This is a genomic window from Pyxidicoccus fallax, from assembly GCF_012933655.1.
In the GTDB taxonomy this organism is placed as follows: Bacteria; Myxococcota; Myxococcia; order Myxococcales; family Myxococcaceae; genus Myxococcus; species Myxococcus fallax.
In genome coordinates, this window is the sequence record NZ_JABBJJ010000145.1 from 1 (window position 1) to 18,968 (window position 18,968).

Genomic DNA, 18,968 nt, shown 5'->3' on the forward strand with positions numbered 1-18,968 from the left:
CCACTGGCGCCGCAGGACTGCCCCCCTCCCGTTCCGCCGATTGCCCGCACCTTCCCATGCAGCTGGATGGCGACATCCGTTACCTGCTCACCCTCTAACCGCAGCTCGACCTGGCCCGTGACATCCGCTCCCTCTTTCGGCTCGAACGTCACGCGCAACTGGGCGGTGCCCTCGGGTGGAATCTCCTTGCCCGGCTCGAGTGCTTCCACCTTGAAGGCCTCCGGGTTCGAGACCTGGAGGTGTTGCACCCGCGTCGCCACGCTGGACTTGTTGGTCAGGGTGATCAGCCGCGGTTCCACCGGTTTCCCCAGGTCCACCCAGCCAAAGTCCAGCTCCATCGGGTCCGCGGACAGGAGGCTGGATACCTTTTCGCCCTTGAGCTCAACCCGAGCCGACGAGAACTGCCGGGGGCCCGCTTCCTCCGACGACACGCTCAGCAGCAGGGGCGCGGCAGAGCGAGTCACCTGTTGCGCGACATACGAGACCTCGAGCTTGCAGGTCTCACCCGTTCTCAGCTCGATTCCCTGCGGCACGCTCCGGCAGGATTCATCATCAGGCTCGACACGGAAATGGTCACCCTGGGGTCCTTCCGGCACGTATTTCGTCAAGAAGAGCGTCCCACTGCTGTCGTTGGTGAGGGCGAGCACCTCCGGTTCATGCGGGTCCGACAGGCGCTGTGTGCCGAAGTTCACGAGCCGCCTCAGGTCCCTGAAGACCGAGGACAGCCCACGCCCCTTCAACTTCACGGACAGGTGGCTGGCGTTCGGGCCCTCCGTGGCGATGAGCAGCGTTGACTCGGACTCGACGTCAGGCCGGGGCTGGAAGGTCACGGGCAGGTTCAGTGTCGCGCCCGATTCCAGCGTATACGGCCCCTGCGTCCAGGGCCCCGGCTCCAACATGAAGTGGGTGCTCTCGGGCCCCTCGGGCGCCTCCACGTGCACTTGCGTCAGCACGATGGCATGACCCGAGTCGTTGCTGAGCCGCACGGGCTGAGAGCTCGTCTGCACTCCCGCCAGACGCGAGCCGAAGTTCAGCTCGTTCGTGGAAAGGGAGAGTGCCTTGGACACACCCGTGCCGGACAGCTTCACCAGGAAGGAGAGGTTCGTCGGATCGTTCGTCGTCACGGAGAGCGCCGCCTCGTACCCCTTCACGTCGGCTCCCGGCTTGAACTGTACCGCGAGCTCCGCGCTCTCCCCCGGAGCCAGGCTCGCGAGAGGCCCTGTCTTGCTCAAGCCGAAGGAGCTGGCGTCCATGCCGGTCACGTTCACGCTGATGGTGAGCGGACCGCCCGCATCGGATGTCCGGCCATTGGAGAAGACGAGGACGACAGGCTCCGAGGTGCTGTTGGTCAGCGTCCCCTTGAAGTCCACCTTCCCCGTGAAGGGCTTGCCATCCTTCCGCCGGATGGTCAGTTCGGGGACGGTCGCGTAGCCTTGGAGGTTTAGGACGACAGGGGTGGGGTTGTTCCGGGTGTGAATGCTGGCCACGGCCTGCCGCAGACCCGCCACTCCCTTCTGGGGCTTGAACCTCAGCGTCAGGTTCCTGGCCGATTCTGCTGGAAGTTCCGGGAGCGGCCTCACGACCTCGAAATCAGGCACATCATCGCCCGAGAGGATGACCTCGGTGACAGCGGTCGCGGATGCCGAGGTGTTCGAGATGGACACCTCCTTGTCGACCATGATTGCGCTCGCGTCCATGACGCACGGACCGAAATCCAACGCGTCCGCCTGGGTGGACACCTCGCCCTTCCCCTTGAAGCTCACGGTCACCGTCCTGGTGGCACTGCCACCATCCGTGCGGCTCCCCTGTTCATTGGTCGTGAAGGAGAGCAGCCCCGACACGCGCACGTGTGTCCTGGGGGTTGCCCTCAATTGAAGTTCCTTCGTCCCGCCCGGCTCAATGGTGAGGCGGGTATCGCCGGAGGTCTGGGTGACGCAGGTACCCGTGGTGGGGAGGACGAAACAGAATGGCGGAGCAACGGTGATGGTCCTGATCTCCAGAAGCGAATCCCCCTCATTCCTCAGGGAGAGGTTGCGAAGGGCTTCGACGTCCAGCGCCAGGTCATCACCCAGGCTGAACGACGAGTCCACCACCAGTAGGGGCTGTGCGCCTCTTCCGGAAAGGGTGACCGCCACCGGCGAGTTGGAGTCATTGCTCACGAAGGAAATCGTCTCGGACACCTCGGCCTTGGAGTCAGGCCTGAAGACAATCCTGAATACGTGCTGGCCGGGTTGGCCGTTCGCCTTGGCGGGGATGTCCACGGGCCAGGCCGTCACGCCCTCATTGCTGACGTAGAAATGCGTGCTGGGTTCGGGCTCGCTGATACGCAGAGGCGCAGAGCCCTCGTTGGAAATGGTCAACTCACGGCTTGAGGTCCCTCCAATGGGCGTTGAGCCAAAGGAGACCTTCCTGGTCGAGAACACCGCCAAGGAAGCAGTCCCCTGACCGGAGAGCTGAACCTGGGTCTCGCCGTTCTTGACGTTGTCCCCCATCGCATTCGACCTGATGATGAGGTTCGCCGTGACGCCCTCTACCTTGGTGGGCTTGTACATCACGGAGATCACCTCCTTGCCCTCCGGGGCAAGCGGTTTCGGCCAATTCAGCAGGCCCAGTTGGAAAGCGGAAGCACCGGCCCCGCTGATGCTGATGGTTTCGAGGTGTAGGGGAGCCCCACCCTTGTTGGTGAGGGTGAGTTCCGCGGTTGCCACCGTATTCAGTTCCACATCCTTGAACTGCACGGAGGTTTCCGACAGTTGCAGCACCGCGGCAGCGCCCGTTCCCTTGAGCGCGAGGGTCTTCGTGCGTGGCACCTTGGTCGTGGCACCTTGGTACTCGATGGACAGGGTGTCTGTATAGCGTGTACCCACCGAGCGAGGATCGAAAACAACCTCGACGTCGAGGTAGTCGCCGGGCTTGCGGTCCTGAGATGGATATTCCTTTCCAAGAGAAAACCCGCTAGCACTGTCCTTGATAGTGATACTGAGTATTTGAAGTGTCTCGAGAGCACTTTCGGAGTTGGTGATCCGGATCTTCTGGCGCTCCTGGCTGTTGACCTGCTGTGCTCCGAAGTCGATCTGGTCGCCAGGCTCGAACACCGGGAATGGGCCCGAAGAGAGGCCGCTCAGCTTGATCTGGGGGGCGCCCAGAGGCAGCCCCGAGTTGTCGACGTGGAAGCGGAGTGTCGCCTCCTTGGGCCCCAGGCTCTTGGGATTGAAGATGACGTCGAACGTGAGCGATTTATTCACATCCACGGTCCGAGGCGGATTCACACCCCTCACTTTGAAGTGGGTATCCTCGGAGACCGTGGCTGCCTCAATCGTAAGAGGCGCGTCCCCGCTGTTCGTCAGGGTTACCTGCTTGAGACTTTCGGCGCCAGGCGCCGTGGTGTCGAAGGACAGGTTCAGCGATGCGTCGGGGATGGTCAGCACCGGAGCCAACGCCTTCCCCCTGAGCGATACGGGAGGAATCGTCTCGGTGGCGTTGCCCTTGAGCTGGAGGGTGTGGTCCCACTGGCCTCTCTCGCTCGGGCTGAAGACCACCCACGCACTCCGGGTCTCGTTCGGGGGAATCGTCACCGGCAGGCCTGTCACCGCGTACTGCCTCAGGGAGCCCACTGCAATCGCATCAACGGTGACAGGCAAAGTCGTGGGATTCTTGAGGACGAGCTCCCGCTGCTGGCTGGGCGCGCCAACGACGTGGTCATTGAACGTGATGTCAGTGGCTGCCGGTACGACCCGGGTCCGAACAACTTCCCCCTGGAGGGCGACGTGAATCTGGCGTGCCTCCGTGGAGTCGCCAGTCCTCAAGGTGAGTTGCCCGAGCAGGGGGCCGGAGGCCCTGTTCGCGGAGGGCGTCAGGGTGACCACCAACGTCCCCGTCGCCCCTGGGAGCAAGGAGAGCGAGGTCGGCGTGACCTTGAAGGCAGCCGGTTCATCCGTGGAGGTCACTGCCACGGAGACAGTCACGGGCCTCGAACCGGTGTTCTGGACGGAGAGGTTCTCGGTGGTGGTCTGCTCCGGCACCTGCACGGCGAAACGGACCGATGCCGGCTCGATCTTCAGCGTCGCGGCCTGCACCGCGTCGCCACTGAGGAGGACAGAGGACGGTGAACCCTGGCCGTCGCTGACGAGCTGGAGCGTCGCTTGATGCGTTCCCGGGGCCGTGGGAGTGAACTTCACCGCCAGAGGCCGGCTCTTCCCGGGCTCGAGGGTAAAACCTCCGCTCGGGCTCACACTGAAAGACGTCCCCGCGTCCGAAGCGTCCTGGAGCGATACGGAGCTGATGGTGAGCAGGGAGCCCCCCTCGTTGGTGACCATCACCTGCTGGTGGGCACTGGCCATGCCCACCTCCTGCTCCGGGAATGCAAGCGCGGTGGGGCTCAGCGCCGGCCTGGGTGCGGAGCTCAGGAAGCCCGCGAGCGGAAGCTCGGTGACAGGTGAACACGGGTCATTGCTGGAGACCGTCAGGGCATCCGTGAAGAAGGCCTTGCTGGTGCCGGGGGTGAAGGTCACCTTCAAACTCGCGGTCTCGCCAGGCTCCAGCGCGGTCTTGTCGAGCTCAGCTGAGAACGGAGCGGCAGGGGGATGGAGGACGAGGGAGGACAGCGATTCGTTACCGATGTTCCTCACCGTCACCGTGCGCTCGACCGAGGACTCCGGGGTGCCCGCATCACTCGCATCCCCAGGGAGGCTCAGGTCGAGGGAAGGCGGAGACAGCACGAGGCGAGGCCCCACCCCCTGGCCTTCGAGTGGAATGTTGATGACGCCAGCCCCTGGCTCGTCACTGAACACGGTGAGGTGCTTCTTGAAGCTCTCGGGGGTCTGGGGAGTGAACCTCACCCGCAGTTTCACTCCGGCCCCGGGAGCCAGCGAGAGGGGCAACTGCTGGGTCCCACCGTCGGCGCTCAGGATGGCTGTCCGCTTGAACGGGGGCGGAGCCTCCGCATAGAGGATCATCCGGGATGACGAGGCATCCTCGTTGAACAGCTCGATTTCCTCATCAACGCCCGCGTCGCATACTGGGTGGCTCCCAAAAGCCGCGCCGGCGGAGTGGAGCTCTCGGGCTTGCAGCGCGACCCTTGTTCCGTGGCTGGACGGTGGAGGAGGCGGGTCGCAGGCTGCGAGCAGACAGAAACCTGTCATGAGCAGGGTTTGTATGCGCTTCATTACATACCTCTCTTCGTGGGTGGTGCGACGACTCGAGACATGGGGCGGGCATCCACGTGTCATGGGCATGACACGCGTGGGGACGAGGGACTGGATACGGTTTGGAGTCGGCTGACGCGAAGCCGCGTCAGGACTTCGGAGGCTCGGGGGACTCGGACGCGGCTGGGGTTTCCGCGGGCGGACTGTCCTCGGAGTTCTTCGCCGGCTCCGCGGGAGCCCCTCCCGTCTGGATGCGTCCCTCCCGCAGCTCCACGTCGAGCGAGGGGGGGAGCGGTGTGTTGAGGAAGGACTGCCAGGTGCCGTCGGGGGCGGTGAAGAGGAAGGAGACGGCGAGGGACGCATCCTGGGGCGTCTTCACCTGGAGGCGCCGCAGCGTGCCCGGGTAGATGATTTCCGAATGGATGACGCTCGGGTCCGGCCTGGCGATGCGGACGGAGACGTCGTCATAGGACTCGACGGCGTACTGCCTGGCATCCACCTTGCGCACCAGCATGTAGAGCGGGCGCCCCTGGTTGGTGCCAGGCGGAGCCTTGATGCGCAGCTGGAGCGTGTCCGTCCGGCAGGCGGCGAGCAGCAATGGCAGGAAGGCGCAGAACAGGAATTGGCGTTTCACGGTGAGACCTCCCGGAAGGGAGTCCAGGGCTCCCCCTTGAGACCGAAGCGGACTTCCATCACGTGTGCAGTCTTCTCCGCGGTGCGCCCCTGCAGCCGCCACAGCCGCCGCTGGTCGCCCGTGGACTGGGACTCCTCGAGGAGGCGGAAGCAGCTCCACACGGAGCGGTTCTTCTGCAGGGCGCTGTACTGGATGGCCTGCTGCTCGGGCGAGCGCAGCTCCAGGACGAGCGAGGCGGTCTGCTGGTCCCACCAGTCGAGCGGAAACTCCTGCCAGGAGGGGCTCTGGTTGTAGGCGAAGGCCGCGGTCCTGCCGCACTTGAGGGAGCCCAGGGTGAAGAAGCTGCCGGGCGCGGGCGCGGCCGGCAGCGGCAGGGGCATGACCTTGAGCAGGAGCGGGCGAGGGCGGCCCTCCGCGTCCCAGAGCACCTGCGCCAGCCGGGAGAGCCGGCCGAGCGTGGGCAGCAGGTCCTCGGGCAGGGAGAGCCGCTCCCGCAGGGCACCACGCAGCACCCATTCCGTGCCGCGCTCCTCGCACACCGGGGTGACCACCCGGTCCACGAAGGCCCAGAACACGCCATCCTTCCGGCGAAGAATCTCCAGGTCCCCCGGCTCCACTTCCTGGGCCGCGTCGGGCGAGAACGGGTAGCGGCTCAGCAGGGGCCGCAGCAGGCGCCCCCAGGTGCCTTCCCACTGCTGCCGCAGGGTCCGTTCAATCTCCTGCTGTCCCAGCTCCCGCACCGCCAGGAAGGGCTGACGGAAGGGCTCGCGCAGCTCGCCGATGAGGCCCTGCTGGTCCAGCCACGCATCCACCTTGCGAAGGTACGAGCCTTCCTCCTCGAGCATCATCGAGAAGGCAATCCGCCCCAGCGGGGTGAGCATCTCCGGAAGCCGCGCGGCGCCGCCCCCTTCCTTCCCGGAAGCGGCGACATCGACGGACCGGGCAGCGCCCCGCGAGACGGCATGGAGCTCGTCCGTCAGCTGCGCCACGAGGGCCCGGTAGGGATTGAGCAGGGCCTGGTTGCCGCTCTCGTCCGGCTTCATCACCTGGACGATGGGCTTGAAGGGCGCCACGGCATTGCGCAGTGACTCGTAGTAGGGGCCCTCGAGGGGTTCGAGGCTGGCGCCCCTGGACACGTCGCGCAGCATGTCCACCAGCTCGGAGGACGGCTGGGTGAGGCGTGCGAGCGCCTCGGACAGCAGGGCGGGGGTGGGCGCGTCGAAGCGATAGCCGTGCACGCGCTGGAAGAGGCGCTGCCGGTACCGGAGCGCGAACTGGTCCACCTGCCGGCGAACGTGCTCCTGCCGCTGCGAGGCCTCCTCCACCGGCAGGTCCGCGTTCTTCAACCGCTGGGTGAACTCGTCCACCAGGGGCCGGATGCGGGTGTCGAACGTCAGCCGATCCTCGGACACGCTCGTCGCGGACAGGCGCGAGCCCGCCTCCTCATCCCGTGCGGAGCCGAAGGGCAGGCGGCCCGTCCTCTCGTAGTAGCGGAGGATGGCCTGATGGAGCTGGCGCGCGCTGTCCTTCGGGTGGAACTCGAGGGGCCCCTGCGTCACGCTCACCCGGAACGGGCCCCGGGTGGATGCGCCCGGCAGCCACACCCCGTCACGCACGAGCAGCTCCGCCACGCTCATCCGCTGCGCGGCCTTGAGGCCCTGGTCCATCTCCTCCTCCATCTGCAGCACGCCGGCCAGGGCCTCGCGGTTCTTGTTCATCCACTCCACCGCCTGCAGCGTGGAGGACAGGCCCTTGAAGTGGCTCGTGTCGACGCGGGCCTCGGAGGCCTGAAGCAGGTCGAGCGCGCGCGGCAGGGTGGCGAAGGTCGCGCTGTCGTCGAGCCAGGCGCGCAGGCGGGCCCGCTCCTCGCGCATCGCGTCCAGCTCCGCGTTCAGCCGGCCCAGCTCCCACGGCTCCACGGCCTGGTCACGCAGGAAGTCGTGCAGCCGCCGGAGGTGGGCCTGCCAGGGGGCCAGCTGTCCTTCCAGCGTGAAGGCCTCACGGAAGGGCCAGCGGGCCCAGTCCGCCTCCGGGGTGGTGGGCGCCTGCCACGGCCTGTCGCTGATGACGACGTAGTCCCCCACCAGCGACTCGACCAGGTTGATGGCGGTGAGCCACGAGCGGCCGGACTCGAGCGCGGAGGGCTCCGCGGTGGAGGCCGCCTCCTGCAAGTCCACGAAGCTCCACGCGCGCCGGTTGCGCAGGCTGGAGAGCACGAACTGGCCGAGCGGCTCGACGCGCGACGCGTGGAGGGTTGCCAGCAAGAAGACGACCTGCTCGGGACGGCACGCGTCGGGCTGCTGATGGCAGCGCTCGAGGGCGGGACGCAGGTGGGCCTCGCGGATGCCGCGGGTCAGCCGCTTGCGCAGGTCCTCGCGCGCCTCGGAGAAGCTGTAGGGCAGCAGGGGCCAGTAGCTCGTGGCCCGCCACATCAGGTCCATGGCCTGGCCGGCGGCGAGCACCTGCTCCTGCGCCACGCTGCCTGACACCGCCTGTCCCTGGTCGCGCATGCGCTGCACGGTGCTCTCGAACCGCCCCACGCGCTCCTGCGCCTGGGACAGCCGCCACGAGAAGTGCGCATAGGCGGCCAGCATGGGCAGGCTGCCCGCCACGGCCAGCATCGCCGCGCGCTTCAGGTGCGCCTTCAGGTAGCGCCCGCGCAGCGCCTGCGCGTCGTGCACCTCGCCGGGCACGGAGAGCACGCCCGCCGCCCGCGTCGACGGCGAGGACAGGTACACGCGCGACAGCCGGGGCACGAAGGCGAGCGTGCCCCCTTCGAGCAGCGCCGTGGTGAAGCGGGCGAGCGCCTCGAAGGGGCGGTGCCCCTGCGAGTAGAAGCGCTCCAGGCGCTCGAAGGATTCCACCGGCAGCGACGTCAACCCGAGCGCGAGGTATTGCTCCTGCGCTTGGAGGAGCGACGCCACCTGCCCCTCCTCACCGCGCGGAGGCAGCGCGAAGGAGAGGGGCACGCGGTGGGCGTGGAGCAACCGCGAGAAGTCCTCGAAGCCTTCCAGCGCGTCCATGTGCGTCAGGCACAGGCGCGTCTCCACGGGCCCGCGGCGGACCTCGGCGAGCAGGTTGAGCTTGCCGCGCAGCAACTGCGCGGCGCGGCGCACCTCATCGGGCGGCGTCTCCGCCAGCCAGCGCACGTCCAGCACGAGGACGGCGAGCGCATGCTGCCCCTGGCCCAGGCTGTCCTTCCACAGCCGGCGCAGGGCCCCGCGCGCCTGGGGCGTGTCATCCTCGAGCAGGGGCGCGGACAGCTCCTGCACGACCGAGTCCGGGCCGAGGTAGAGCTGCAGCAGCGAGTCGCTCGTGTGGCTCGGAAGGAACTGGCGCGACTGCCGCTGCCAGTCCACGTCCAGGTCGATGAGCTTCGACTTGCCGCTGCCCGCGGGCCCCAGCACCACCGCGCAGGGCAGGTCCTTCACGGCGGCGCGTTGCAGCCAGGGCAGCGCCGCGAGGAAGCTCCGGTGGATGTTGCGCAGCCGGTGTCTCGACATGGGGGGCGGCGCGCCCAGGGACGAGGCCCCCCGCCGCCGACGGCGCAGCCACCACGCGAGCCCCACGGCGGCGGCCACCAGGAGCAACACGCCCACCACGAGCAACAGCCAGCCTCGATAAGGGGCCGAGCCGGCCCAGAGATTGCGAAGCGCTTCCATGATTCAGCCCTCTCCCTGGCGGCGGGCGCGCGCGGCGCGCTGCAGCGCCTCCAGGATGTCTTCGAGTGTGTCCAGCACCTGGTCGAGCCGGGTGCGCAGCTCCTGCTGTCGCTGGGGCGAGAGCTGCTGCCCACCCGGGCCCGGGTGCAGCGCCGCCACGCCCTGGCGCAGCTCGGCCAGCAGTGGCTCCACGCCCACGCGCAGCGGACCGAGCTCCGCGTCGATGAGCCCCTCCAGCCGCTCCAGCAGCGCGGGGGTCGTGTCGGCGGAGGCGCGCTCGCGTCCTGTCTTCGAGAGAGACAAGTCCATGGCGCGGGCCTCAGCGGGAGAGCCACCACAGCAGTCCCTGCAACCCCAGCACGCAGAGGCAGGCACCGGCGTAGTAGCGGGAGGGGAACTCGTAGAGCAGGGGCCGGGTGCCGGGGGCCTCCGCGGGAGCGGAAGGCGCGGGCTCCGGGGTGACGATGCGGGCCGCCAGCCGCTGCTTGTACTCGCGCAGCTTCGCGGTGTTGCCCAGGTAGCGGCCGCCGAAGCCCGCGGTGAGGCAGAAGTGCAGCAGCTCGAAGACGAGAGGCGAGCTGCCCGGCTGGTTCAGCTTCTGGTCGGCGAGCTCGTAGAATAGGTCGCCTCCGCCCTCCTCGCCGAAGAGGTGGTGCTGGAGGAGCGGCCAGTCGGACTGATCGGCCTCGCTCAGGCGGCGCAGCACCTGCTCATCGACGAGGTAGGTGAAGGGACGCAGCGACTCTTCCACCTCCTCGGCGCGGTAGTGGCCGCCCAGGCCGGCTCGCAGTCCCTCCACCGTCGCCAGCAACTGCTGCTGGAGCTGCTCCAGCCCCGCGCGTCCCACTCGCACCTGCGTGCGTTCCTCCGCCTCGGAGGACTCGGCTGGCAACCACTGGTCCAGCAGCGCCCGTGTCCGTCGGTACTCGGTGAAGACAATCCTCCAGTGCTCCAGGTTCATCGGTGCCCCCAGGGGGTGAAAGGTCCGGCTCCCGCCACGGAAGGCCGCAGCTCCACGGACGCCTCGCCGTTCCACGCGTCCAGCAGCGCCTCCACCTGCTCGAGGAAGCAGGCCACCAGCGCCTCCTGGTCCGCGGGGAAGGGCTCCAGCAGCGCCTCGTACACGTGCCGCAGGCCCGTGCCCCGCAGCGCGCCGTCCGGCAGCACGGAGGCGCGCAGCGTGCGCAGCAGGGGAAGCACGGAGCGGAAGGCGCCCTCCGCGGGCGTGCCCAGGTACGACAGCAGGGCGACCAGCTCGTCGCGCTCCAGGGTGGAGCGGTTCTTCCAGGACAGCAGCCGGGTGAGGGCCGGTACGTCGTCACGCAGGGGGCTGTCCCGGGGCGGCTGGAGGTCTCCGACGACGTGCCAGCGCAGTCCCTCCACGTGCAGGCTGGGGGTGGAGACGTCCAGCCGGCCCAGGGCGTCCGAGGCGAAGCCGGGCTGGTACCAGAGCGCGTCCACGTGCAGCTTGCGTGGCTCCAGGAAGGCCTCGGGCATGCGGACCAGGAGCTGATGCAGCGTGCGGCCATCCGCGGCCAGTTGCTCGTCCAGCTCGTAGCCCGGCCCGGGCCCCGGCACGTGCGCGGGACGCAGGGGTTCCCGGCCCTTCGGCCCTTGCAGATACACCCCCGTCACCGAGTGCAGGCGGAAGTCCCGGCCGTTGCGCAGGCCGAGCAGCGGGTGCTCGGAGCGGGTGCCGTCCAGGGTGATGGGCTGCGCGGGCGCGGCCTTGAGGTTGACTACTGGCGCGACGAAGGGGTGGAGGAACTCCGGATGGAGCGACCGGCCCACGGTCCATTCCTTCTTCAAATCCAGACACAGGCTGAAGCGGCTCCAGGCCTGACGCGTGGGTGCCACCCGGACATGCAGGAAGAGGCCCCGTTCCGGGAGCTGGAAGAAGGAGCGCGCGCGCTGCAAGGGATTGGCGTAGGTGCTCGCGTCGTCTGGCGCGAACGGCGCCTGACCGAAGGAGTGCTCGCAACGCAGTCCCGTCGAGCGCTCATCCGCCTTCGTGTCGTACACCACGCTCACCGCCGTCAGGCATTTGCGCAGGGCGTGGTGCACCGCCAGGGAGCTGCCGTACTCCTCCAGGTGGCGTACGTGGAAGCTGAGCACCTCCACCGGGTCCCTGCGAGGGAAGGCCGCGGCGAAGCGGAGGATGAGGCGGTGGCCGCCATCGGCCAGACGCAGCACCTGTGTCTCCTCCAGGAAGATGGGCAGGACGCGCAGCTCCCGCTCCAGGCGGAAGGAGCCCGCCTCGCCTCCCGCCGGCTGCAGGCGCAGCTCGGTGCCCCGGGGCAGCACCACCGCCTCCACCATCTTCTCCGTGGGTACCGCCCGCACCAGGCCCGCGGCGGGGAGGGGCTCGATCAGATGGCTGAAGTAGCTGGAGAAGAGCCGCAGCCACGTGGAGCGGAGGTTGCGCAGCGTGGCGTGCCGGGTCTGGACGGAGAAGAAGGCCAGGGCCTCCACCAGCCGGCGCACGTCCGGGTCCTCCTGCTCCAGGGGCACGCCGGGGTAGGTCTGGCGGAAGCCCTGGCGGAAGCGCTCGAGCGCGGCCAGCTCCGCGAGATAGTCCTGGTAGAGCTGATTCGTGACACCCATGGCGTGACGTATCCGTTCACCCGCAGCCGTGATGGCGTCGGGTGATGCGTAATGTGACGGTTGCGCGCGGGTGGGGCTGTGAGGAGCCCCATAGGAAAGGCGTGAACGACTTCACACCCGGGAAGAGACCGTGGGCCTCAGCCCAGCTTCACGAGCGAGCCGCTCACGCTGGTCATCGAGCCCTTCAGCTCGGCGACGCCCGAGGACTCGAGACCGAGCTGGCCCTGGGCGGCGACCTTGACGAGGGGGGCCCCCAGCTCCGCCTGGGATTGGCCCTTCATGGCCAGCGTCACGCCGTCCAGCTTCAGCGCCCCTCCGGTGGCGGAGAGCTGGCCCTCCATTCCCTGGAGTGTGAGCTGCTGCGTGGCCTTCACCTGGAGGTTGGCGCCGGAGGAGAGGACCGCGTCCTGGGTGGCCTTCTGGGTCAGCTTCGCGCTGGAGGTGAGCGTCAGGTCCTCCGTGCTCTGCAATTGGAGGGTCTTCTCACTCGTCCACGCCGACTCCTTCCTGGACTGGAGGGTGATGGTGTCGGCGTCCACGGTGAAGGCCTTGCACGTGAGGCTGATGCCGTCGGGCTTCTGGATGAGAGTGCTCGTGTCGGAGTCGCTCTTCACCTCCAGGGTGAGGGACTTGCCGTCCAGCGTCACCGTCTGCGTGAGCTTCCCCTCGGGGTCCTCGACGGTGACGATGAGGCCCTTCTCCTTGTCCAGGTCGATGGTGCAGATGAGCTTCGCCATGACGTCCCGCTCCTAGTCCTGCTCTTCCCTGACCTGGATTCGCAGCGCGCCCTCGCGCAGGTGGATGACCCCGGTGTCCTTCTCGTTCGTGCGCCGCAGCAGGAGCACGGGCTTGTCGTCCTCGTAGGTCTGCTGGAGCGTGGCGCCGCTGGTGGGCGTCTTGCCCATGAGCAGTTGAACGCCCTGGCTCTCCTGCGGCAGCCGCGCACCGGCCCGCCAGTCCAGGAAGCGCTTCACCCAGGCCTTCTGGAAGTCCAGCGCCACCAGCACCCGCTCGTTCTTGTAGGAGGGGAAGTAGAAGTGACCCGGCAGCAGGCTGGGATTGAAGGGAGCGCTCACCACCTGGTCGTCCCAGATGGGCAGCTTGACGCGGTAGCAGTCCATGGAGGTCTTCTCCTCGCTGTAGACCTGCCACGTCTCGTGCTTCTCCTCGCCGACCTCGCTCACCAGCACGCCCTCCACGTGGCGCGGGTAGCGCGGTGGGGTGTACGCGGGCAGGTCGACATGGGGCTCGTCCTGGCGCTCCAGCCGCGTGCTCATCTGGAAGTGGAAGCCGGCGTCCGGCGCACTGAGGTTCGAGTCGGGGCCCGTCTCACGAGCCTGCCCGCTCAGGCGCAGGGTGCGGACCCGGAAGGTGTCCTGGGCGGCCACGCTGGCCGGGTTCCAGCCCTTGCCGGGCGGCAGCTTCACCAGCGCTCCGGGAGCGAAGGCCTCGACTGGCATGCGACGCCATTCGAGCTCCAGCTCCATGCCTCGCGCCTGGAGCCGGTCCTGCTCCTGGTCCACCCGTGCCTGCACGGCGTCGGCCAGCGGGGTGCACAGCAGGACGTCCTGGCGCAGGCCCGCGACGGCCTGTGCGTGGGTGAGGGACTGGCGCTTGGGACCCTCGGCCACGGCGTTGAGGACGGTGGCCCCGTGGCGGAGGACCTCGGGCAGGAGCACCTCTAGCGAGGCCACCTCGCGGGCCTCCAGCTCCAGCGGCGTGCCCGCTTCCGCCTTCGCCCCGAGCAGCGAGTAGCTGCCCTTCTCCGCGTCGTACGCCAGCACGCCGCGGTGGCGGTCCAGGCACCACAGTACGAAGTCGTAGAAGCTCGCTCCGGCCTCCCGCTCCAGCCCGAGGAAGAGCAGCGGATGCGCGACGCCCAGCACGGCGTCCCAGTCGTAGCTCAGGGAGATCTTCTCGCCCTTGTGCTCCTCCAGGACGTCCTGGAGGGTCTTCTGCGTGTAGAGCGCGCACGGGTGGTGCTGGCGCCACAGCAGCCGGGCCGCGTCGAGAAAGTGCACGGTGTAGCGGCGGTGCAGGAGGGGCGCATCCGGAGCGGAAGAAGCCGGCAGCTCCACGAGCGCCTTGGAGGACACCAGCGCCTTGAGCTTCAGGGGCGTGGGCTTCTGCCTGGGCCGGAGGTCCGTGTGGACGGCACAGACTTCGAGCGACACCTCGGCCAGGTCTGGCTTGAGGAAGTCCGGCAGCAGGGTGTCCTTCTGCTTGCCGCCCAGGGCCTTGTTGTCGGTGAGGATGAACTCCACCCGTCCTTCCAGGCCCCAGCCGTGCAGCTCCAGCGCGAAGGAGCGGATGTTGCCGGGAGGAATGACGTGGGCCTTGCCGCCGATGGTGAGAGTCATTGAGACGGCCAGCCGGTCCTCGAAAGTGCCGTGCATGTCAGTCCTTCCTCTCGAGCCGCACCCGGCTGCTCACGGTGTCGAAGACCAGCGCCAGCCGGAGGGCCTGCTCGCCCAGCCGGGCGGCCACCTCGAAGTGCAGACACAGCGCTCCGTCCTGGCCTCGCAGCGTCACCTCCACCTCGCGCAGCCGGGGTTCGTATTGCGTCACCTGGCGCTGCAACGTCTCGGTGAGGAAGGGAACCAGCTCCTTGCCGCCGCGGTTCCCGGTGTAGTCCCCGAGGCCGAAGCCCTGCTGGAAGAAGCCGTAGCCCTCGCGGGTGTTGAGCACGGCCTCGAGGTTGCGCAGCACGGGCGCCAGGGCATCCCGGGAGGCGCCGCTGCTGGAGAACCTGTCGAGAAACGGCCTGCGCGCCATGTCAGGTCCTCCGCCAGAAGAGGAAGATTTGAGCCCCCTCCAGCGCGGGCGTCGCGGGGAAGGCCACGCCGTCCTCGCGCAGCACGGCCTGCCACTCCTCGCCCTCGGTGGTGAGCTGGTACCAGTCGATGTCCGAGTCGAACGCGTGGGGGAAGGAAGGGTAGGGCACGTGGCGGAAGGTCAACCCCTTGAGGGCCAGGCGCTTCACCACGGACAGTCGCAGCGGGCTGGCCAGCTTCACGCCGTCCAAGGCGCGGGGCTTGTCGCGCTCGTGGCGGCGCACCAGCAGGTAGAAGTCATTCGGCGCGGGCTCCTCCTGGGGGAGCCGCGACAGGATGAAGCGCCCCTCACGGCACTCGAAAGGCCGGTACGAGCGCTGGTGGGTGCTTGGGCGGAGGCCGCGTTCGAGCAGCGTCATCCACCGCCACAGGCCCGGGCCCGGTGCGTCGTGTTGGTAGGCGGGCAGCTCCTCTTCCGGCTCGCATTCCAGGTAGCAGCACATCTCCAGGTAGAGCCGGCGGAGGGCCTCGAAGAGATGGTAGGTGGGCGGGTGGAGGCCATGGCGCATGTCCGCGCGCAGGCCCTGGACGCGGCGCACCTCGCAGAGGGCCCGCCGCGCGTTGGAGAGCCGGTCGCCTCGCACGTAGTTGTCTCGGATGGCGGTGCGCAGTTGGCCGCGCGCCTGGTCCAGCAGCTCGTCCAGGCGGGTGAACAGGCCTTCCAGGAAGGGGTGGGGGCTCGCCCGGAGCAGGGGAGGAAGCTGCTCGCGTGACAACTCCCACCGGCCCTGCTCGTCCTTGGAGAGCTCGGCGAGCGCGAGGGAGCTGAGCGCCCCATCCAGGGCCTGCTCCATGGAGAGCTGGAGGACGTGCAGGGCCCGGTGGAGGGCGGGGGCGTCCTTGGCGTAGAGGGGGATGCCCTCGGCGCCGCGCGTCTCCTGCATCAGATGCAGGTACAGGGTGAGCCGCGAGCGGCCCGTCTCTTCCAGCGAGACGGGCGCCACGGTGGCGTTGCCGGGCACCTGCACCAGGTGGCCGCCCGGCATGATGGCGGTCAACGCGCCGAGGGCGAAGATGCCCTCGGCCAGCTGCGCCCGGTTGAGTTCGAGCGCACCAATGCCAGACATGGGCACGCCCGTGAGCTCGGCCGTGAGCAGGGCTTCGGCCGAGAGTCCTTCGTCCTGGGCGCGGAAGTGCTCGGGCAGGAGCATCTGCCCCGCCTGCCAGCGGACGCGTGCGATCTTGTGGGATTCCATGGTGTGCTCGAACTCGGGAGGAGAGGTCAGGGACTCGCGGCTAGTTGCTCTTGGAGCCCCACTTCTTCTCGACCTTCATCTGCGTGGCGACCGCCAGGGTCACCTGCTGCTCCTGGGACTGCGGCGTGATGCCGATCTGGAAAGTGAAGTTCTGGGGAGACTTGACCTCGCTGGAAGGGTCGTCCTCGACGGCCAGCTTCAGGTCGTCACCGCTCTTCTCCACGAGCCCCATGAGCTTCTTCGCGTGGAAGCTGGACTTGAAGTACTTCTTCTCCAGCGGGTCGTACTGGTAGAGGGTGTACTCGAACTCCACCGCGATGCTGGTCAGGTCGTTCAGGACCAGCAACGACAACGCCTGCTGGTTCTTGGTGGAGATCTGCCCGGAGAAGTACATGGCGTCCGTCGCGCCCGTGTCCCACAGGAAGTGATTGAGGACCGAGACGACCTTGAGCTTCTTCGTGGGCTGTTCGGGATCCGCGATGGTCGTCAGGTCGGCTTCCAGCTCCTTGGTCCCGACCTTCATGGACGTGATGAAGCCGACCCGAGACTGCTTGTCCTTCTTGAAGTTGAAGCCCTGATACACGTCGAGACTGCGGCTGAATTGAGACATGGCGTACTCGTGTGGAGGTGATGAGGGAAGGAGGGACTAGCCGAGCCGCGACTCGAGCTGCAGCTCGACGTCGAGGCCCTCGAACTGGACGTGGGGGAGGACCGACACCTTGCAGTCGTACCAGCCAATTTCCCCCGGGCGCTTGGCCACCAGAACCTGGGCGGACTTGAAGGGGAAACGCCGCAGCGTGAGGTCATCCGGGTTGCTGACCACCGTGACGTAGTCCATCAGCCAGTTGCTGATCTGCTGGTGGATGTAGACCTCGTCGGCCGAGCTGCCGATGTTGTCGCGCATGATGCTCTTCACGTAGTGCGCGAGCCGGGTGATGGTGAACGTGTAGGCCAGGTTGGTGACGAGCTGGGCGTTCTCCGAGTCCTTCGCATCCTTGTACCTCTTGGAGCGCTTGATGGACGGGGTGCTGAAGAACGTCGCCTCCGCCTCGTTCTTCCGGTACACCAGCGGCATGAAGCCGTGGCGGACGAACTCGTACTCCCGGAAGTCGGGGATGCAGAACTCCACCGGCATCTGCATCTCCTGCTGACCGCGCAGGATGAAGGTGTCCACCGGCAGGCCCTGGATGCGCCCGCCGCCGTGGGGGCCGCGGATGGACTGGCACCAGCCGGACAGCTCGAAGGCGCTCGCCAGGTTGCGTCCGAAGAGGATGGCGGCGTTGCCCCAGAGGTACTTCTTCGAGTCGCCGTTCGCCTCCTCGGTGAAGTTGAGCACCTCGCAGGGGTTGGTGACGGGGTTGTACGGCAGCCGCACCACGTAGCGCGGCAGCGCGAGGCTGATGTACGCCGCCGACTCGCTCTCACGCAGCTCCGCCCACTTGCCGTAGCGGGGGTGGTTGAGCACGCCGTCCAGGCTCTTGAGCGACTCGAGCTGCTCGACGCTGTCGCAGTCGAAGAACTTGTAGCTGGCCGAGGAGACGAAGGGGCAGTGTGCGGCATTGGCGACCCAGCTCATGCGCTCCAGCCACTGGAGGTCCGGCCGTGAGGCGGTGAACTCGTAGAGGCCGAGCATCACCCCGAACGGCCGCCCGCCGTACTGGTCGTACTCCCGGGTGTAGACCTTGCTGAAGAGCGAGCTGGAGAAGATGCTGCTCGCGTTCTTCTCGAAGTCCTGGGCCAGCTCCTGCTTGGAGACGTCGAGCAGGTCGATGGTGATGTTGGCCTGGAAGTTGGTGTGGTTGACCAGGTCCTCCACGCCTCGCCACGTGGCCTCCGCCTTCTGGAAGGTCTCGTGGTGGAGGATTTCATTGACCTGCGCCTGGATGAGCTCGTCCAGGCGGGCCACGGCGTTCATCACCTGGCCCTTGTCGAAGCGCGGCCGGCTGTCCTCGTCCCGCAGCGGCTGCACGTTGTGGAGCAGCGCCGCCAGGGCGGACATGAAGCGGTTGTCGGTGGAGATCTCGCTCTCCTGGAGCGAGGTGGGGACGAGCCCCGTGCCAATCATCGGCTCGGCGGACGCGGGCGGGGCGCCCAGGCCGCGGCTCTTGAAGAGCTCCTGCAGGTAGTTTTTCTCAGCCATGGTGGGGGTTTCCTCGTGGGTGTGACAGGGGGTTGAGGGGGCTCAGGCGCTCTTCGCGTCGCCGGCGGGGAGGCGCAGGTTCTCGAAGCCCTTGAGCGCGTCGCTCTCCAGCAGTTGCTGGATGTCCTCGGGGCGGGCGTACAGCTCGGAGAGCGTGCGCCAGAGTTCCTTACGGTTGTCGATGTCGGCCTGCATCTCCAGCAGGAGCTTGCGCATCAGGAGCAGCGCCTTGAGCTTGGGAACGTGCTGGACGAACTCGTCCGGGTGGAAGGACTTCATCCGCTCGAGAGGGAGCTTCACGTCGAGCGTCCCGTCGCCGGAGGCGCTGGTCCTGTCCGGCACCTGGAACTCGATGGACATGCCCATGTCCTTCATCAGGTCGTCCAGGCCGCCCGGCTTGACGGAGCGCAGCCTGCGCTCGTCCAGGTCTACCCGCCGGTCCTTCGACGAGCCGAGGGAGAGGTCGGCGAGGGCGAGCATGCGAAAGGGGAGGTCGACCTCCTCCTCTTTCCCGTTGATGGTGGTGCGGTAGGTGAGGGTGATGCGTGACGTGGGGAGTGCGTCTTGGATTGACAAGGGAGGGCTCCTTCAGGAGGTCACCAGGTGCTGCTTGGCGCCTGGTGAGGTGCACTCTGATGGAACCGTTCTGGGGGCGCTGTGAGGAACGTCACTGCTGGGGAGTGAAGTTCGTCACAGGAGCAGGTGTTGTGAAGCGCATCACCTCCAACAAGTGAAGCCCATCACAGCGCGTATA

13 protein-coding genes are annotated in these 18,968 nt (G+C 67.7%); all 13 read right to left on the reverse strand.

What is annotated here, in order from left to right:
* A partial coding sequence (locus tag HG543_RS27750) for a choice-of-anchor D domain-containing protein (protein ID WP_169347891.1) occupies positions 1 to 5,165 on the reverse strand: 5,165 nt, incomplete at its 3' end.
* Between the two features lie 127 nt (positions 5,166 to 5,292).
* Positions 5,293 to 5,778: a hypothetical protein gene (locus HG543_RS27755; RefSeq protein WP_343073450.1), complete on the reverse strand. Its 486-nt coding sequence runs from the start codon at positions 5,776 to 5,778 to the stop codon at positions 5,293 to 5,295.
* Positions 5,775 to 9,440 (reverse strand): type VI secretion IcmF C-terminal domain-containing protein, encoded by a 3,666-nt coding sequence (locus HG543_RS27760; protein WP_169347892.1) that lies wholly within the window; start codon positions 9,438 to 9,440, stop codon positions 5,775 to 5,777. Before HG543_RS27760 ends, HG543_RS27755 begins: the two co-directional genes overlap by 4 nt.
* A gap of 3 nt (positions 9,441 to 9,443) precedes the next feature.
* Positions 9,444 to 9,749: a hypothetical protein gene (locus tag HG543_RS27765; protein WP_246357344.1), complete on the reverse strand. Its 306-nt coding sequence runs from the start codon at positions 9,747 to 9,749 to the stop codon at positions 9,444 to 9,446.
* A gap of 10 nt (positions 9,750 to 9,759) precedes the next feature.
* Positions 9,760 to 10,401, reverse strand: coding sequence for a DotU family type IV/VI secretion system protein (locus HG543_RS27770; RefSeq protein ID WP_169347893.1), 642 nt, complete (start codon positions 10,399 to 10,401; stop codon positions 9,760 to 9,762).
* Positions 10,398 to 12,044, reverse strand: a complete 1,647-nt coding sequence (locus HG543_RS27775) for a type VI secretion system baseplate subunit TssF (protein WP_169347894.1) — start codon at positions 12,042 to 12,044, stop codon at positions 10,398 to 10,400. The genes HG543_RS27770 and HG543_RS27775 overlap by 4 nt, the downstream gene beginning before the upstream one ends.
* Positions 12,045 to 12,181: 137 nt before the next feature.
* Entirely contained in the window at positions 12,182 to 12,781 is a 600-nt protein-coding gene (locus tag HG543_RS27780) for a hypothetical protein (protein WP_169347895.1), read from the reverse strand.
* A gap of 12 nt (positions 12,782 to 12,793) precedes the next feature.
* Entirely contained in the window at positions 12,794 to 14,440 is a 1,647-nt protein-coding gene (locus HG543_RS27785) for a hypothetical protein (protein ID WP_169347896.1), read from the reverse strand.
* 1 nt (position 14,441) lies between these two features.
* Positions 14,442 to 14,819: a GPW/gp25 family protein gene (locus HG543_RS27790; RefSeq protein WP_169347897.1), complete on the reverse strand. Its 378-nt coding sequence runs from the start codon at positions 14,817 to 14,819 to the stop codon at positions 14,442 to 14,444.
* Position 14,820: 1 nt separating this feature from the next.
* Positions 14,821 to 16,074 carry a type VI secretion system baseplate subunit TssK gene (gene tssK, locus HG543_RS27795; protein WP_169347898.1) on the reverse strand — a complete coding sequence of 418 codons (1,254 nt, stop codon included), beginning with the start codon at positions 16,072 to 16,074 and terminating at the stop codon, positions 14,821 to 14,823.
* A gap of 40 nt (positions 16,075 to 16,114) precedes the next feature.
* Positions 16,115 to 16,684, reverse strand: coding sequence for a hypothetical protein (locus HG543_RS27800; protein ID WP_169347899.1), 570 nt, complete (start codon positions 16,682 to 16,684; stop codon positions 16,115 to 16,117).
* 36 nt (positions 16,685 to 16,720) lie between these two features.
* Positions 16,721 to 18,214, reverse strand: a complete 1,494-nt coding sequence (gene tssC, locus HG543_RS27805) for a type VI secretion system contractile sheath large subunit (RefSeq protein WP_169347900.1) — start codon at positions 18,212 to 18,214, stop codon at positions 16,721 to 16,723.
* Between the two features lie 42 nt (positions 18,215 to 18,256).
* Positions 18,257 to 18,790: a type VI secretion system contractile sheath small subunit gene (tssB, locus tag HG543_RS27810; protein ID WP_169347901.1), complete on the reverse strand. Its 534-nt coding sequence runs from the start codon at positions 18,788 to 18,790 to the stop codon at positions 18,257 to 18,259.
* Between the last annotated feature and the right edge of the window lie 178 nt (positions 18,791 to 18,968).

Bases quoted from the DNA above. Each gene is read 5' to 3' on its own strand.
- HG543_RS27760 (WP_169347892.1), bottom strand. From the start codon at position 9,440: ATGGAAGCGCTTCGCAATCTCTGGGCCGGCTCGGCCCCTTATCGAGGC.
- HG543_RS27765 (WP_246357344.1), bottom strand. From the start codon at position 9,749: ATGGACTTGTCTCTCTCGAAGACAGGACGCGAGCGCGCCTCCGCCGAC.
- HG543_RS27770 (WP_169347893.1), bottom strand. From the start codon at position 10,401: ATGAACCTGGAGCACTGGAGGATTGTCTTCACCGAGTACCGACGGACA.
- HG543_RS27775 (WP_169347894.1), bottom strand. From the start codon at position 12,044: ATGGGTGTCACGAATCAGCTCTACCAGGACTATCTCGCGGAGCTGGCC.
- HG543_RS27780 (WP_169347895.1), bottom strand. From the start codon at position 12,781: ATGGCGAAGCTCATCTGCACCATCGACCTGGACAAGGAGAAGGGCCTC.
- HG543_RS27785 (WP_169347896.1), bottom strand. From the start codon at position 14,440: ATGCACGGCACTTTCGAGGACCGGCTGGCCGTCTCAATGACTCTCACC.
- HG543_RS27790 (WP_169347897.1), bottom strand. From the start codon at position 14,819: ATGGCGCGCAGGCCGTTTCTCGACAGGTTCTCCAGCAGCGGCGCCTCC.
- tssK (WP_169347898.1), bottom strand. From the start codon at position 16,074: ATGGAATCCCACAAGATCGCACGCGTCCGCTGGCAGGCGGGGCAGATG.
- HG543_RS27800 (WP_169347899.1), bottom strand. From the start codon at position 16,684: ATGTCTCAATTCAGCCGCAGTCTCGACGTGTATCAGGGCTTCAACTTC.
- tssC (WP_169347900.1), bottom strand. From the start codon at position 18,214: ATGGCTGAGAAAAACTACCTGCAGGAGCTCTTCAAGAGCCGCGGCCTG.